The sequence below is a fragment of the Pedobacter sp. GW460-11-11-14-TSB4 genome (assembly GCF_059423705.1).
This window is the reverse complement of record NZ_JBWKYI010000026.1, coordinates 44084-61229: the sequence shown is the minus strand read 5'-3', so window position 1 is coordinate 61229 and position 17146 is coordinate 44084. Positions and strand designations below refer to the sequence as shown.

9 protein-coding genes are annotated in these 17146 nt (G+C 40.7%); all 9 read right to left on the bottom strand.

Annotation, left to right across the window (positions count from 1 at the left end):
• Positions 1 to 76: 76 nt before the first annotated feature.
• Complete coding sequence (locus tag AC07YT_RS20275; RefSeq protein WP_086547793.1) at positions 77 to 1036, bottom strand: 2-hydroxyacid dehydrogenase; 960 nt, start codon at positions 1034 to 1036, stop codon at positions 77 to 79.
• A gap of 62 nt (positions 1037 to 1098) precedes the next feature.
• Positions 1099 to 1908 (bottom strand): DUF4249 domain-containing protein, encoded by an 810-nt coding sequence (locus AC07YT_RS20270; protein ID WP_086547794.1) that lies wholly within the window; start codon positions 1906 to 1908, stop codon positions 1099 to 1101.
• A gap of 4 nt (positions 1909 to 1912) precedes the next feature.
• Positions 1913 to 4237, bottom strand: coding sequence for a TonB-dependent receptor (locus tag AC07YT_RS20265; RefSeq protein ID WP_086547795.1), 2325 nt, complete (start codon positions 4235 to 4237; stop codon positions 1913 to 1915).
• Positions 4238 to 4333: 96 nt separating this feature from the next.
• A complete protein-coding gene (locus AC07YT_RS20260) occupies positions 4334 to 5533 on the bottom strand; it encodes a multiheme c-type cytochrome (protein ID WP_086547796.1) in 1200 nt (399 codons plus the stop codon).
• Between the two features lie 15 nt (positions 5534 to 5548).
• Entirely contained in the window at positions 5549 to 7300 is a 1752-nt protein-coding gene (locus AC07YT_RS20255; protein ID WP_086547797.1) for a cellulase family glycosylhydrolase, read from the bottom strand.
• Between the two features lie 25 nt (positions 7301 to 7325).
• Positions 7326 to 8732 carry a glycoside hydrolase family 30 protein gene (locus AC07YT_RS20250; protein ID WP_086547798.1) on the bottom strand — a complete coding sequence of 469 codons (1407 nt, stop codon included), beginning with the start codon at positions 8730 to 8732 and terminating at the stop codon, positions 7326 to 7328.
• A gap of 92 nt (positions 8733 to 8824) precedes the next feature.
• The gene (locus AC07YT_RS20245) at positions 8825 to 10354 is read right to left on the bottom strand and encodes a RagB/SusD family nutrient uptake outer membrane protein (RefSeq protein WP_086547799.1); all 1530 of its coding nucleotides are present in this window, start codon (positions 10352 to 10354) and stop codon (positions 8825 to 8827) included.
• Positions 10355 to 10367: 13 nt separating this feature from the next.
• Positions 10368 to 13538 (bottom strand): SusC/RagA family TonB-linked outer membrane protein, encoded by a 3171-nt coding sequence (locus AC07YT_RS20240; RefSeq protein WP_086547800.1) that lies wholly within the window; start codon positions 13536 to 13538, stop codon positions 10368 to 10370.
• Between the two features lie 260 nt (positions 13539 to 13798).
• A complete protein-coding gene (locus tag AC07YT_RS20235) occupies positions 13799 to 16714 on the bottom strand; it encodes a ligand-binding sensor domain-containing protein (RefSeq protein WP_086547801.1) in 2916 nt (971 codons plus the stop codon).
• Positions 16715 to 17146: the final 432 nt, after the last annotated feature.

Below are 17146 nucleotides of genomic sequence, written 5' to 3'. Positions count from 1 at the left end.
ATTAGCCCCTCATCCACCTTACATTCTTACCTCTTACATTTTACATCATCCATCTTACATTTTTACATCTTACATCCTAAACCACCTCAAATGGAAGCTTCTCGCCATTCAATCCTGCTATTATATTCTTAACAATAATCTGGGCCATGGCTGCTCTGGTTTCTTCGGTAGCTGAGCCAATGTGTGGTAAAACAGCAACATTTTCCATTGACAGCAAAGGATTATTTTTATCCATCGGTTCGGGGTTCGTTACATCCAAACCTGCTCCCCATATTATTTTCTTTTCCAAAGCTTTGATCAAATCCTTTTCGTTATGGATAGCACCTCTGGCCGTATTAATGAAAATTGAATTGGCTTTCATCTGCTTAAAAACATCAAGTGTAAATTTATCCTTGGTTTCGGGTGTTAGTGCGGTATGGACAGAGAGTACATCACTTTGCGCCAAAAGCGTTTCGAAGGATACATACTTTGCACCGATTTCTTTTTCAGCTTCTTCATTACGCGATCTGTTGTGATAAATTACGGGCATTTGATAAGCACCGATGCATTTTTTGGCCATCTCCAGTCCAATTTTACCCAGGCCAAAAATCCCAAGGGTTTTGCCGTTCACCTCAATCCCAAGTTCGGGTGTGGGCTCATAGTTTTTCCACTCGCCTTTAATGATTTTTTTGTGTGCGAAAAAGGCCTTCCGCGATACCGCAAGCATTAATAAAAAAGCAGTATCGGCAGTTGCCTTGCTCAAAACCCCAGGGGTATTCCCAATCGGGATATTCAATTTTTTGGCTGCAGCTACATCTACCTGATCGTATCCTACAGAGTGTAGCGCAATCACCTTTAAATGGCTACAGGCTTTTAAAAATGCAGCATTAATTTTATTCGGACCCACGCTGATTAAGGCATCCTGATCCTGACAGGCCGCTATCAGTTCTTCTGCTGTAATCTGCCGGTTTTCTTTCCATTGGGTGATGGTTATATTGTTTTCTTCCAGTTCTTTTATTCCAACTGAAGCGATGTTGCCACTTATAAATACTTTCATGTTTTATTTAACACTAAAAATTATCAGGTGTTTTTAATCATTTAAACTACCACCAAATCACTTTATTTAACGGTGGCCGTAATTACCTGATAAGTATTTGCACTAAAGTAGCCCAAAGCCTGATTGGAGATGTTTGAAGTTGGATTGGCCGGAGTGGTTCCCTGGTTTGGCCCACGGTTGGATTGCTGACTCAAAGCATACCAATAATCGAAAATATTCGAATCGATACACTCCATTTCTATTTTAATCTTATCGTTCGAATTCAACTCATCACTGTCGTGATCGTTGGTAGGTGGTTTAAAAAATAACTGGATCCTTAAGTCGTTTCCATTTGTTAAACGATCGTTATTTACATAAAAACGCTCTGATAAAATATCATTAACATACAGGTTGAAATGATAAAAATTGGTTTCGTTGGCCGGATCTTTAAAGAATACGGCAGCGGTTTTACGCTCTCTCCCAAAGAAAAAGTTTTTAATCACGCCTATCGAATCCATTTTAACCACATTGGGCATTTTCGAACTGGCCGTGTAAGTTTGCCCTTCGGCAGTAACATTTAAATTATAGGTAACACCAGGTACGCCCTTCATCTTGTTGATATAAGTACCAGGGGTGCCAGCTTCTTTAAATACAAAAGTATTTCCCTTATTATCGGTAACCGTAACTGAAGCACCCGAAACTTTCGGAAAAATATTGGTTTCGGTGTAACCGATGGTTTTGCTGATCTTAATCTGTTGATCGATCAGCGAATCGTTAATTCTACCTTCAATTACCAGCTGAGGATCGGCATTTTCCGTATCAATTTCAATAATTTTCTTACAACCTGTTAAACAGAAAGCAAACAGCGAAAAGTATATAATCAGTTTTTTCATCCTTTTAAAATTTAAAGTTCCAGGTAATTGATGGAATAAGACCGAATAGCGAAGTTTGCTGGGCAGCAGTTTTACCCGGATGATCCGGGTCGGTAATAAACTCAATGGCGTAAGGATTTTTGCGGGCAAGTAGATTGTAGATACCAAAATTCCAGCTCGACTGGTATTTCTTCCTCACCTTTCCTTCAAGGGTTGCACTCACATCTAAGCGCATGTTGTAAGGCATACGACCCGCATTTCTTTGCGTATAATAGTAGGCCATTTGTCCACCAACACTATATTTTCCTGCCGGATAGGTTACGGCATTACCTGTGCTGTAAATAAAGCTTGAAGAGAAAGTCCACCGTTTGGTCATGTTGTAAATACCAACCACTGAGATATCATGTGTACGATCCTGCCTTGCCGGAAAATATTTACCATCATTAAGTTCTGTAAACTTACGCTCCGTGCGCGATAAGGTATAACCCACCCAACCATTCAGCTTGCCAAATTTTTTCTTAAAAAACAACTCCATTCCATAAGCCCTGCCTATTCCATATAAAAGTTCTGATTCTACATTGGAGTTGGCCAATAATTCGGCTGCATTTTTATAATCGATCTGGTTCTGAAGCCACTTATAATAAATCTCACCTGAGAGTTCATAATTATTATCCTGGATATTTTTAAAATAACCCAAAGCCACCTGATCGGCTATTTCGGGCTTGATATTATTGCTGCTCAACACATACTGATCGGTTGGCGAACTAGAGGTGGCATTGGTTAAAATATGTACATTTTGTGTATTGCGGTTGTAAGAAGCCTTAATCGAATTTTCTTCATTAAACAGATAACTTACCGAAAAACGTGGCTCGAGGTTAAAGTAATTTTTATGGAATTTACCCTTAGCTACATTTTCAGTCGATATGATATTTCCATCAGCATCATAGGTGCTAAAATTACCAGGCCCCATTAAAGAAAAAGCCGCCAAACGCACGCCATATAAAAAGTTTAAATGTTCGTTTACCGCCCACTCATCAGAAATATAAGCAGCCGATTCGATCCCGTAACGCCTTTCCTGTGTCAGCGAATTCACCTGCGATGCTTCATCGCTGTCGATATCGATCGGAGAGATGCGGTGCTGAGTGGCGTTTACCCCAAAACGAAGGGTATGTTTATTGCTGAAATACTGAAAATCTTCTTTAAAGTTAAAATCGCGTACCAATGAGGTGGCCTTAAAATTGGTGGCATCATTTAGCAAGCGAACGGTATAATTATAGTTATTGTAAATTAACGAGGTATTGGAAAACAAACGGTCGTTAAAAATATGGTTTAAACGGATGGTGGTGGTTACATTCCCCCAGTTGTTCTCAAACAGGTCTTTAACACCAATATTATCTTTACCGAAATAGCCGGAAATGTAAATGGTATTTTTATCATTGATTTTATAATTCGCCTTGGCATTAATATCGTAAAAATTTAAAGTACTGCCGTTAACGGATGAATCTGGCGAAGCCCTTAAAAACAGATCGATATAAGTCCTGCGGAAACTCACCATAAAGGAGCCCCTGTCCTTTACAATCGGCCCTTCTGCTTTTAAACGCGAAGCAATTAAACCAATACCGCCCTGAAATTTAAACTCTTTATTATTCCCATCATCCATTTTAACATCTAAAACCGACGATAAACGACCTCCATATTGTGCAGGCATACCACCTTTATATAAGCTTACATCTTTTATGGCATCGGCATTAAAAGTAGAGAAAAAGCCAAGTAAGTGTGATGAGTTATACACGACAGCCTCATCCAGAATAATTAAATTCTGATCGGCAGCTCCACCGCGAACATAAAAACCTGTATTCCCTTCACCGCCAGATTTTACGCCGGGCAACAGCTGGATGGTTTTTAAGATATCCTTTTCGCCAAGCAACACCGGGATAGAATTAAGCGATTTCATATCAATCCTTTCCAGGCCCATCTGCGCACTTTTAACGTTGTCGTTTTTACGGTTGTTGGCACTTACCGTCACTTCGTCTAAATCGTTTGCACTCTTTAATTCCTCATTTAACTTGGTATCTTTTGTTAAATTGATGGTTTTAACAACGGATGTGTAACCCGTATAACTTATCGCCACGGTATAGGTACCTTCGGTTTGTGTTAATGCAAAATAACCATAATTATTGGTTAGGGTTGCAGCTGTAGAAGCGCCGGAAATCCTTACCGTTGCACCAATCAAGGTTTCGCCTGTGCCTGCATCGCGAATGGTGCCGCTAAGGGTAATTTTTTTTTGAGCAAAAATAGTTGTGGAGAGAAAAAGAAGGGAGAATAAAGCTAAGTAGTATTTTATGAGCATATCGGCTACTATCTAATTTTTAAGGTGGAAACCAAATGTACGAAATCCCAGCCCTATTAATGGGTAACGGTGAATTTCTTAATACAAGTTTGGTTTTTACTTATTAATAACGGGATAAATGGCAATATGGTGTGAGCGTAACCGGTATGGACTTAAATGATCTTTACCCGCCTGCTGAAAGCTGATCAATTTTGAAGATTCTTTAGGCATATGACAGTCGATACAATTGCTACTGAGCGCTCCTTTTGCTAAAGTGATTTTGCTGTGATTGGTGCTTTTGTGGCAATTAATACAACGCTGCGAGTAAAGGCTTAAATTCCCTTTAATATTTTCGTGTGAATTGTGGCACGATTGGCAAGTCATGTTTTCGCTTTTCCGATAACAATTACTTCCCTGTAACATGGCGCTTTGATTACCGTGAACATCAATATTACCTCCACCAAAACCTGTAAAATCCTGCGAATAATAGGCATCCAGATCGTCGCCGGGCTGGAAACCGAATACAGATCGCTGTGCCACCAAAGTATTGCCCGAATGACAAACGGCGCAAACATCCATTTTCTGTTTACGCGTAAGTGTTTTAAACAGGGTGATAAATTTCGCAGTCTTTTCTTCAGGATTTTCCATATGGAACACCACGTGCTGTTTGCCCGGCCCGTGACAGCGCTCGCAATCTATCCCATAAATGATAGAACCTTTCTCCATTTCCTCATCTTTTGAAAAAGTAGATGTTTGAGTGAGCTTAATATCTACATAGGAAGCATGACACTCCAGGCAGCGGCTGGTTATTGCCCGGTCATAATAAAAACTTTCTTTCGGAAAACCAGGACTGATGGCCCAATTCTGAATGGCAGTAAAGTACGACAAAGGCAATTCATACAATTTCTTTCCCTGCCAATAAGCATAAGTAAAAGCCTTTTCGCCCGAGCCGAATTCGATATCGAATTTTTGGGAACGAACTGCTTGGCCATCCTGATAAGCCACCTGAAAAATACCACTATCTCTTTTTTCGATCACCACTTTTTGGTGTGCGCTGAACAAAAAACTGTTCGAATCGGGTGCAAAAACCTTTAACAATTGTGCATCTACCACAGGTTTAGAGGTAAGTCCGTGCGCACTATGCGCATAAGACTGTGATAAATCTTTATGGCATTTCACACAGGTCGCCGCTCCGGTATAGGCCTCACCTCTTACATCTACGGGTAATTGATCAGCCACATTCATACATCTCGACAGCACGATGATTGCAACGGCAATTGCCCCTAAAATAAACAGGATACGTTTTGCGCCTTTCAAGATGATGTTTTGTTTTTATTTTACAAATTGAATATAACCAAAATTATAACCGCCTGCAGCGGTTAAAATCTTAATTTTTTGTTTGCCTGCTTTTAAAGCTACCTTTTTAACTTCAAAAGTGCTAAACTTTTTAGGGTCTCCGGTATTAGGGATCACAACATTCTGAGCAACTTGTTTACCATCAACAATAATGTTAATCCTGCCTGCGGCATTATCGGCTGCAGCATTTATTTTTAACGTGTACGTTCCTTTTTGCGACACATTTACGGTGTACTGTAACCACTCTCCTTTTTCGATATGGTTTACATAATACTTTTCGTACTGTGTAGAATCTTTTGCAATATCTACACCATCATTCCGGTAAATCCGGCCGCGGTTACCTGCACTTCGTTTTCCGGTTGAGGTATGGTAATCGGCTGTATCTGTATCAAAGTAAGCTTTGCCATTTTTACCTAAATCGTAATCTACAGCATACACTATACTTTTATTTTTGATTAAACTGGTCTTGAAAGGTTTGGTTCCATTGCTAAAGGGCTGGCGGATCATGGCATCGATCACATCGTGGTGGATGATGGTGTTTTCTAATCTCGAATAAATAGCCAGCTCCATTAAACCGCTGTACACATTGCTATCTTTAGGCTTATTTCCACCGTTATTCAGGTACTTCACCAGTGCATCATAATTAGGATTGGATTTAATTTCCATCGGATTATTGCCGCCGATTTTTTTCAATGGCCACCAGGACCAGCCGATATTATTTTTTTCTAATAGATGGATGGCATCCGTAAACCAAACATTCGAATTTTCGCCCGTTTCGCCCAGCCAAACCGGAACGTTCTGTTCATCTCTGGCTTTAATAATATGGGCTATTGAAGCCTGATCATTATAATTCCAGTATTTGTGGTAGCTCAGTACCATGTTTTTGTCCCAAAGCGGGAAAATGCCGTTGTAATTATTCCCCCAGCCATTTCCTTCGATAATAATGATGTGTTTTTGATCAACTTCACGGATGGCTTTGGTAATCTCGACCATTAACTTACGCAAAGGCGCATTCACTTTTTCTTTCGTTCCGTTTTTATCTTCTTCAGGATTGGTGAAACCATAATTAGGCTCATTCAAAATGTCGTATGCACCAATGTAAGGTTCATCTTTATATCGTTCGGCCAGTTTTTTCCAAAGTGCTATGGTTTTTTCCTGGTTAGCCTCACTATCCCATAAATACGGTTTGGAGGGATCACGGTCGGCGATGTTTAGATCGTTCCCTTGTCCGCCGGGTGCAGCGTGTAAATCTAAAATGAGGTACATGTTATTGGCCTTACACCACGACAACAAACTATCGGTTAAAGCAAAGCCTTTTTCCAGCCAGGTATTTTTACCGGCAACAGGTTCTTTATCTACCGGCAAGGTATACAGATTGTAATGCATAGGGAGGCGGATGGAATTAAAGCCCCAGCGTTTCATGGAGTCCACATCGATTTTGCGCATGTGATTGGCCAGCCAGGCATCGTAAAACTCCTGGGTTTGTTTTGGGCCCATCAATTCTTCTATGCGCTCGCGAATCCGATACTGTTGTGCCTCTTTATTGATTTTGAGCATATAACCCTCTTGCAACATCCAGCCACCTAAACCAAAACCACGGAGTAAAACATTCTCCCCTTTTTGGTTCACTATTCTTTTACCATCGGCTTTTAAAAAACCCTGACTAAACCCTGTAAACGAAACGGTACTGAGCAGAAAAATATATAATATCGATTTTGTGAAAGACATAAAAATAAGATTAGGTTTTAGAGAATTACCAGATATAAGTGGCTACAGATCCTTTATCGAGTGTTGCAACGAGCATTTTGCCATTAAAACCAATGTTAAAGGTATTGGCGTTTTTTCCACTATTGGCTACAATTAAAACATGTTTACCATCTGGGGTTTTAAAGGCAACATTGGGCAGATCGGTCAAATCATTTGTAGCTACCCGAACAGCACCCGGTCGTACAAATTTAGAAGCATGCGCAATGGAATAATAAGCCAGGTTCCTGCTATAGGTATCTTGATCAATCGTTACTGCACCCTGGCACATCGAACAACCGCCCCTGTCGGTATAAGGTTTATTTTCAGGATCGGCAGCTAAATTCCATTCAAGCACATTTTTGCTCCAGTTACGGGTAGCCCCGATAATTAAGCGCCTAACGGGATTCACAATTTTAATATCTGTAGCATCTGGCTGTTCAACGACCATTTGCTCCGAGAAGTAAATATTCTTATCAGGATGGGCATTGTGCACATCACTTAAAGCTTCGATCTTTCCCCCATACAAATGAAAGGCAGATCCATCGATATATTTTTTGGCTTCAGGATCATCTAAAATGCTAATCGGGTAATCGGGCCGGTCGGCATTATGGTCGTAAACAATAATTTTGGTTTTGATATTGGCTTTGGCAAATGCAGGGCCTAAGAATTTTTTTACAAAAAGTGCCTGATCTGGTGCAACCATCAGCAAGCTAGGGTTATTGCCCGGATGCAAAGGTTCATTTTGAACGGTAACCGCATCAACAGGGATTCCTTCTTTTTGCATTTCCTTTACATACCGCACAAAATATCTGGCGTAAGCATTGTAGTATTCGGGTTTTAACATCCCGCCACGGGCATCGTAAGTGGTTTTCATCCATAAGGGGGGAGACCATGGCGAACCCATAATTTTTAACTTTGGGTTTATAGCCAGGATTTCCTTCATTACCGGAATCACATCCACTTTATCGGGGCCCAGGTCAAATTTAGCCTGCGTTAAATCGGTTTGACCTTCTGGAAGGTCGTTGTAAGAAAATACTTTTTCATTTAAATCGGAAGCGCCAATGCTTAGCCTGATGTAACTTACCCCAATGTTGTTTCCATCGGTAGCAAATAATTCTTTGAGTAAGGCAGCCCTGGCTTGTGCCGACATTTTAATGATATGTTGTGCACTTCCACCGGTTAAGGCATAACCAAAACCATCGATAGTTTGATAGGTTTCTTTATCGTTTACGGTAATGCTTGGCCAATTGTTTTTTGTAGCCGTAAAACTTAAAGCGGCTGCCTGCCTGGCGAATAAAACAGACCGATCTGCTTTGGTCAGCCAAACTTCAGGCTGGTTTTGGGCAATAACAGCAAAGGAAGGAAAGGTAAAAACAGCAACAATAAAAAGGCGAAAAGCTTTGGTAGAAAGCATAGATAAATGATGATCAGATTAAAAAAAACAGGAAGAAAGATTTCGCTTTCTCCCTGTTAACAATTAAACATTAAGCGTGCATAGATGAGATTTTATTTGGTACCACCCCATTCTTTATTCTGCTCGATTTTGGTGTTATTCAGTTCGCCTTGCGGAATAGGAAAAACTTCGTGACGTCCAGCAATGAAACCTTTCGAAGCCAATGTTGCAGCAGCTTTGCCCCAACGTACAAGATCAGGAAAACGCTGGCCTTCGCCTGCTAGTTCCAATCTTCTTTCTTTTTCAATGTTGGCCTGTGTTACGGCAACGGGATTTAATCCTACCCTTGCACGAACGGCATTAAGCAAAGCATAAGCCCTTGAGCCTGCGCCTACTGCCGCACCGGCATTCATCAAAGCTTCAGCCTCCATTAAATAAGTATCGGCCAAACGGATTTCGTATTCATCTATTCCGAAATTTAACTCTGGTGTATTTGCGGCTGCCTGGGTAGTTAAGCCCATGTACTTAGCAAAGAAATACCCTGTGTTATTGTACCCGGCAGTGTACTTGGCAATACCATTAGTTTGCAAACTATCTAAGTTGGCTACCGTGGCCGCATTTCTCGGATCGAAATGGATGAAATCAAAAAAGGCTTTTGTAAATACAAGGAAACTATAGCCGCTAAAATAATCAGGAGCAGTAGAAACCGTTTTGCTATATCCACGTGGACCCGTTGTGATGGATAATAAATTACCTTCGCTATTACCGGCTGCAGACCAGTTACCGTTAGATTTATTGCTGTGCACAAACTCTATGATGGCTTCTGAATTGAATTTATTGCTTGGTTTCCACAAATCACCAAAATTAGGAATAAGCTTGTAGCCATAAACCGAAGGTGAAACACCAGGTGCAGTGCCGTTTACCACAGCAAACTGATCTGCAGCTGCCTGCCATTTTTTCTGGTACAATAAAACCTTGCCCAGTAAGGCCTGTGCAGCACCTTTAGTTAAGCGACCACCTTCTGTAGCAGCCGGAACTGTATTTGGCAATCCTGGTATAGCATCAGCTAGATCTTTTTCTACATAAGCATACACTGCAGCTGGTGCAGCCTGAACAACATTGTATAAATCTTTTGGATCAACAGTGCCTTCTATAATTGGCACATTTTTAAAGAAGGTAACCAGATCGAAATAAAATGCTGCACGCATGGTTTTGGCTTCGGCAATATACCTCGCTTTTAAGGTCGCATCCATCGGGATATCTACAATTTTTTGCAGCAGAACATTCACTCTATAAATTCCGCTATATCCTCTGCTCCAAAGGTAACCCTGAGGACCTGTGCTGGCATTAAGTGTATAGGTTTGCATCACCTGCAAATCATTAATATCACTTGGGCCGCCCCCACCTGCAAGCTGATCATCGCCTGCAACACTCATGACAGCCGATTTATCGTACAAGCCACCCGATTGGTAAGCAAACCTATCGTATATGGCCACCAAACCCGTAAAGGCATCGGCTTGTGTTTTATAATAATTATCTAAAGTTATACGGTCTTGCGGATTTACTTCCAAATCCTTTTTGCACGAACCCAACGATACAGAAAGTACAACTGCTGTAAAGTATAAAAAATTCTTTTTCATCATGATTTAAATTATATTAAAATCCAACATTTAAGCCAAACAAAAATGCCCTTGCCTGTGGATAAGCACCACGATCGATACCGTATTGTGCACCACCACCAGAATCGGCAGTTACGCCCAATTCAGGATCGTAACCCGTGTATTTGGTTATCGTAAATAAGTTTTCTGCAAGCACATAAACCCGAAGTTTTTTCATGCCCCATTTGCTAATGATGTTTTTAGGCAATGAGTAACCCAGTTGCATGGTTCTTAACCTGAAGAAATTACCACTTTCCAGGTACAGGTTAGTAAATTTAGAGTAGTTACCATTTGGATCGCCATCAACAATACGTGGAAGGGATGCTCCGGTATTACTTGGGGTCCATGCATCTAAATATTTGCTTTGGTAATTTGCTGTAGCAATATCTAACCTTCTTAAGCCCTGAAAAATTTGATTGCCGCCCGAACCACTGCCGAAAGCAGTAAAATCGAAGTTTTTGTAACCTAGATTAATCGTGATACCATAACTTACAGTGGGGTTTGGATTACCTAAATAGGTACGGTCATCAGGATTGATGATGTTATCGTTAGTTAAGTTGGCAAATTTTAAATCACCAGGTTTTGCATTGGGTTGTAATTTGGTTACACCATCAGCTCCAAAATAACTGTCTACTTCGGCCTGACTTTGGAAAATACCCAAAGACTGGTAGCCATAATATTGCTGGTAAGGCAGATTTAAACCTGTTCTGGTAATGTTTCCAAAATTCTGGAAGGTTGCGCTATTATCTTCTAAGAAAAGGTTGCCGGGAAGTAACTGCGTAACTTTGTTTTTGTAAAACGAAATGTTTCCGTTTACACCAAAATCTAACTGACCGATTTTATTTCTATAGCCCAACTCAATCTCTAAACCCCTGTTTTGGATATCTGCCACGTTTTGCGCAAAACTTCCGTAACCAGCATACCCCGGTATTGGTGGGTTTTGTAAAATACCCGTGGTTTTCTTATCATAAATATCAACAGTTAAGGTTAAGTTCTTGAATAGTGTTGCATCGATACCAATATCTGCCTGACGGGTTTCTTCCCACTTCAGATCAGGATTGGCCGGAGCACCTGGGCTATACCCTACATAAACGGTTTCATTTGTAGAACCAAATACGTAATTACGATCTCCTCCTGCCCCTACAATTGGGATATAAGGAAAATCGCCAATACCATCATTTCCGGTAATACCGTAACTTCCACGAATTTTCAGGAAGGTAAGCACATCATTTTTAGGGAAAAAGTTTTCTAAAGTAGGTACCCATCCTATCGAACCTGAAGGGAAGTAACCAAATTTATTATTACCTCCAAACCTTGATGATCCATCACGTCTGATCAAGGCAGAAAACAGATATTTCTCACCATAGTTATACTGGATCCTTGAAAAAAGTGAGTTGATTCTGTGATCGGTACCATCGCCACCGCTACTGTTTGTTCTATCGGCAGGCAAGGCATTGTACCTGAAAGATGCTTCATCGAAAGTTTTTGCAGGTACATTGTTGTACACTACAGTCGCCCTGCGCTGGTTGCCATCTTTATACTCCCCATGACCCAATAGGAAGGTGAAATTATGTTTATCTATCACCTTATTGTACGAGATCGTATTCTCCAGGTTCCAGTTAATTACATAGGTATTCTCTCTTGATAACGAAGATTGGTTAATAGGTGTTGAAGTATTGTAATAGGCTATCGGGGTAAATGAGTTACTTCCATAAAAAGCCATTTTTGTACCCAACGATGAACGAATGTGCAGACCTTTTATAGGTTCGAGATCGGCAAAAACATTACCTACAATGTTATGGTCATAGCCATAGTTCCCTAATCGGTTCTGGATCATTGCCAGCGGGTTCTTCATTTCCTGTAGTACATAAGGTGAGATCCCAAAAAGCTGCCCATCACCATTTCTGGTTGCTGCAGCATTTTGTACCGGATTGCCTGTAGCCGAAGGGAAAAAAGCCGATTGTGAAGCCGGATCTGTAATAATTGAAGGCGTAATCGGATCTAAATTAATTGCCGAACTTAATACGCCACCAAACTCACGGTTAGTCTCACCAATACCACTGTTAACCCCATGGCTATAACCTAAATTTTCGCCAAATGTTACACCTTTAATGGGCTTAAATGAGGTATTGATACGCACATTTGCCCTGTTAAATTTAGAAATAGGTGTTGCTACAATCCCCTTAATATCGGTATAACCAAAAGAGGTAAAATAAGTTGCTTTCTCACTTCCTCCAGATACGCTAAACTCATGGCTTTGCTTTGGAGCACTATTGTTAAAAATCAAATCCTGCCAATCTGTACCCGCACCTAATGCTGCAGGATTGGCAAATGCCGGGGCTTTACCTGCACTAACAAGTGCCTGGTTACGCAAAGTTGCATATTGTGTAGCATCCAACAAGTCTAATCTTTTAGCTGGCGCCTGTGTGCCGTAGTAACCGCTGTAGTTAATGTTCAGCGTACCTGCTTTACCTTTTTTGGTGGTTACCAAAATAACACCCGCAGCAGCACGTGTTCCGTAAATGGCGGCAGAAGCACCATCTTTAAGCACCTCGATTGATTCGATATCATCCTGGTTTAAATAGCCAATACCACCTGCATCAATCACCACACCATCAATTACCCAAAGCGGATCGTTTTTGCTATTACCAAAAGAAGTAAAACCTCTTAAACGTACGGTTGAGCTTGAACCTGGCTGGCCAGAAGTTGCCGCAATGGTTAAACCTGAGGTTCTGCCCTGTAATGATTGCTCGATACGAACCACAGGTTGATTTTCTAAATCTGAAGCCTTAACACTTGAGATTGCCCCCGTTACCACACTTTTCTTTTGGGTACCATAACCCACCACCACTACTTCTGTTAAATCTTTCGAATCGGCTGTAAGCGATACATTAATACGGCCGCCTGCCGGAATAGTTACCGTTTGTGGCGCCATACCAATTAAACTGATGGTTAATTTGCCTCCTACAGGTGCCTGAATGCTAAAAACACCATTGGCATCAGTAGATGCCGCCCTGGTAGTTCCATCGAGCTTAACTGTTACACCCGGTAAAGGGCTACCATTTTGTTCTGTTACTTTTCCTGTAACCGGAATATCTTGTGCCAGTAAGGCCAGCGGAAATGCCATGATACAGTAAATGAAGAATACGAATGTAAATCTTCCTCTCATAGAAATTAGTTTTAAGTTAATATTTGGTTAGTTAATGACCGGGGCTCTTGGTAGCCCGTTTCATAAATCAAATCTATAGCGGTGCAGTGCAATAGAACAATTTGGCGCTACTACACAAACCATACAGAAGCCCTCAATTCACCTAAAAAACAGATTTTTAGGCCTACATAAGCCCTACAAGGAAAACACAAGTAAACTGAATATCAGACACTTAATTGGTTTTAACAAAAAATGTTTTTTATTGTAACAAAAACATTGGTTTAAGGTGTTTTTTGACGGGCAATATCAATCAGAAACTCATATAAATTAGTTTCAGGCTTAAGCTGAAGCTTCTTTCTTAAGCGATATCGGCCTACTTCGATGGCTTTTATGGTTACATTCATTAGCTGCGCCATTTCTTTTGATGAAAGATTCATGGAAAGGTAGGCACAAAACTTTAAATCGTTCTGACTTAAATCCGGATAGAGGTCTTTGAGTTTATTAAAAAATTCGGTGTTTACATGATTGAAGTGAACGCTTAAATGGTCCAGTTCCTGGTCCTTCTTTTCTACATCCCTGATCAGCCTGATCAGGTGCCTGAAACTTGGCGAGCTCTCATTTATATCGTGGTTTTTAATAACAGCCGATATCACTTCTTTAATTTTCGCCAATACCTTGCCCCGCTGTACCAGGTGCATGGTCATACTGGAAAGTTCTTTATTCTTGTAGTTTACATCAGCTTCTAACTTTTCGTTCTGCAACCTAACAATTTCCTTTTCATTCCGGTCCAGCTCCAGCTGATGCAGGTAACTCATCCGCTCCTGCTCTTTAATGTGTTTCCGCTTTTGCCACCTGATAATCAACCTGATCAACAACACGATCAAAATCAGGTAAAAAATCCTCATCCATATGGTATTGTACCAGGCCGGCAGCACAACAAAAGTATAAGCCACCACTTCCGACTCATTGCCTATATCTGTTCTTCCTTTAATATTGAAAGTATATTTCCCGGCAGGTAAATTGGTATAATCCTTTTCACTTTTTGTAGTCCATGCCGACCACTCCTTATCGAAACCAACCAGCTGATAACTGAATTTAATATTTTTATCATGCTCGAACAGTGTAGAGGAATATTCGAAATGCATGGAATTTAAGTTATTGGTGTATTCTGGTATTTCGTGCTGGTCCTGTCTAGGCGAAATTACTCCCTTAGTTACAAAATAGCCGCCAAAAACCAAACTATCTTTTTTACCAAGCAGTTTAATCTGCCCCAGCACTACAATGGGTTTAGTTATATTTTCGATGTACTTTTCATAATTGATATGATAGGCACCTTTATTGGCACCAATAAATATATTTTTACTATCTAAGGGGTAAATCGATTCGAAGCCACCCACTATTTTCCCATCTAATTCGGGCAGATAAAAAATACTAAAAGGATTCGAGCCTGATGGCCGGTTAAAATCAATAACACCCACTTTCTTATTGCTTACAAACCAGATATTTCCGTCGTTATCCTCCTTCATATACTGCACCGAAATCCCTTTTATGGCGTTGGCCAATAATTTTAGGCGTACAAATTTTTTCTTTGCAGTATCATATTCATAAACGCCGTTTATCGTGGCAATAACCACCCTGTTTTTAATGTGATATACATAATTGTACAATTTAGAGGGTAGTCCATCACGGTCGGTATACATGGTGGTGCGCAGTACACGTTTATGATCGGGCTGCAATTCTATTTTATACACTCCATGGTAAGGATGCGATGCCCAGATATGATCAGGGTTGTTATTATCGGCTACAATAAACCGCAGCGGTTCGTTTATCCCATCTATTCTTCCGCCATTGCTAAATAGCCCATCCTTATAACTTAGTCGTTGTAAACCCCAATAGGTCCCCGCAATAACCTCGCTGCTTGGATAAACCCGGTCTAAAGTTTGGTACAACCAGGTACCGGGTAAATTGTAAAGCGGCTTAGCTACATTATGCTGCACCAAAAGTGTGCCCTCCTCGTGTGCCAGCAACAATTGGTTATTAATCTCATCAAGCCCCCAAACCTGCCCTTTGGTATTTTTTACCTCTTCAAAATTCGCGGTGGCATAACTTAAGTCTTTGGCAGCAGGATTAACATTTGTTCGATATAAACCGTTCGATGTACCGATGTAAACCGATTGCTCAAATTTTCTGAAAGCATAACTCGTAATCTGTTTATTTCGGTCAGGAAAAATACTTTTAATGGCACTATTGATGGCCACATAAGCAATCCCGTCATCTAAAGCCAGCCACATGTTCTTATCCCTATCCTGCAGAATTCCCCTTACATTATTGTTCTGCAAACCTTCCCTGTAATTGTATTTCTGAATCAGTTCTCCACTTTTGTTCATAATGTATACTCCACCAGAGGTAGTACCCACTGCATACAGGTTTTGATTGATCCGATCGGCAAAATAAATCCGGTCGTTAAAAAACACATGATCGAGACTGGTTTTTAGCGGTTTAAGCTGGTGGTTAATCAACAGAAAAAAACCACCTTTTAAAGTAGAAACCATTAAAGTATCGCCATTATAAGGTAAAATAGCCGTAACAGACGATTTTTTGAAAACCGGATCAGCACAAAAAGGTTTCCACATTTCCTGCTCATAAACCATTAATACCGATTCTTCCGATTGGGCAAACACCTTATTATTGGCTATACCCATAAAAAGCCAGGCATTACTGGGTTTATAGTTCTTAACCACACCGTCCTTATAGTGCAGAATGGCATTGTTCGATCTGAAAAAAACTTCGTCATGAATAATCGAAATGTCCCATATATCGGCCAGCTTGCGCAGGTTTTCGGGCAGCAGGCCTAAAAGCGAAGTATATTTTAAAATCCCCTTCTCATTGGGGTAGTAAAAACCAAATTCATCCTGACCGCCAACATAAATCCGGTTTTTAGAATCGATCCCGATGGAGCGTACAGAAGTATAATTAGGTAAGCGAAACAGGTTCCAGTAGCGGCCGTTAAAAGTAAGCAGCCCCTCATTATTCCCAAAATAAAGCACCCCGTTTTTATCCTGCTTTACATCCCAGTTCTGCATCCCCGCATTATACTGCTCGTTATTGTAATTTACAATCTGCGGAATCCCCAAAAGGTCCTGAGCATGTACATGGTAACCGAAAAAAAATAAGATAACAACTAGAAATTTATTCATCTGGCTAAAGGAGGACGATTTGAACGCAATAATAAATATATAATTTTAATTCCGATTAACCTTACATACAACTATGCGCTGTTGTTAAACCAGGTCGCCCATTTTTAGAGAGTAGAATAAAAATCTAATCCTTAGGTGTCCTCAGGTGACTAAGGTGGTAAAACAATGATGCTTATTTTTTGAAGCGCAATACCCGTGGTGCTTCGGTGTGTTCCGGTCCCGCTTTCACTACAAGTCCTCACTCGTACCTCGCTCCGGGCTTACCGTTCAATCGGGGCTAGTTTATTGGAGGCAGTAGAATAAAAATCTAATCCTTAGGTGTACTCAGGTGACTAAGGTGGTAAATAATGATGCTTATTTTTTGAAGCGCAATACCCGTGGTGCTTCGGTGTGTTCCGGTCCCGCTTTCACTACAAGTCCTCACTCGTACCT

Coding starts and splice junctions, on each gene's coding strand:
- AC07YT_RS20240 (WP_086547800.1), bottom strand. CDS start 13,538: ATGAGAGGAAGATTTACATTCGTATTCTTCATTTACTGTATCATGGCA.
- AC07YT_RS20255 (WP_086547797.1), bottom strand. CDS start 7,300: ATGTCTTTCACAAAATCGATATTATATATTTTTCTGCTCAGTACCGTT.
- AC07YT_RS20270 (WP_086547794.1), bottom strand. CDS start 1,908: ATGAAAAAACTGATTATATACTTTTCGCTGTTTGCTTTCTGTTTAACA.
- AC07YT_RS20250 (WP_086547798.1), bottom strand. CDS start 8,732: ATGCTTTCTACCAAAGCTTTTCGCCTTTTTATTGTTGCTGTTTTTACC.
- AC07YT_RS20245 (WP_086547799.1), bottom strand. CDS start 10,354: ATGATGAAAAAGAATTTTTTATACTTTACAGCAGTTGTACTTTCTGTA.
- AC07YT_RS20235 (WP_086547801.1), bottom strand. CDS start 16,714: ATGAATAAATTTCTAGTTGTTATCTTATTTTTTTTCGGTTACCATGTA.
- AC07YT_RS20275 (WP_086547793.1), bottom strand. CDS start 1,036: ATGAAAGTATTTATAAGTGGCAACATCGCTTCAGTTGGAATAAAAGAA.
- AC07YT_RS20265 (WP_086547795.1), bottom strand. CDS start 4,237: ATGCTCATAAAATACTACTTAGCTTTATTCTCCCTTCTTTTTCTCTCC.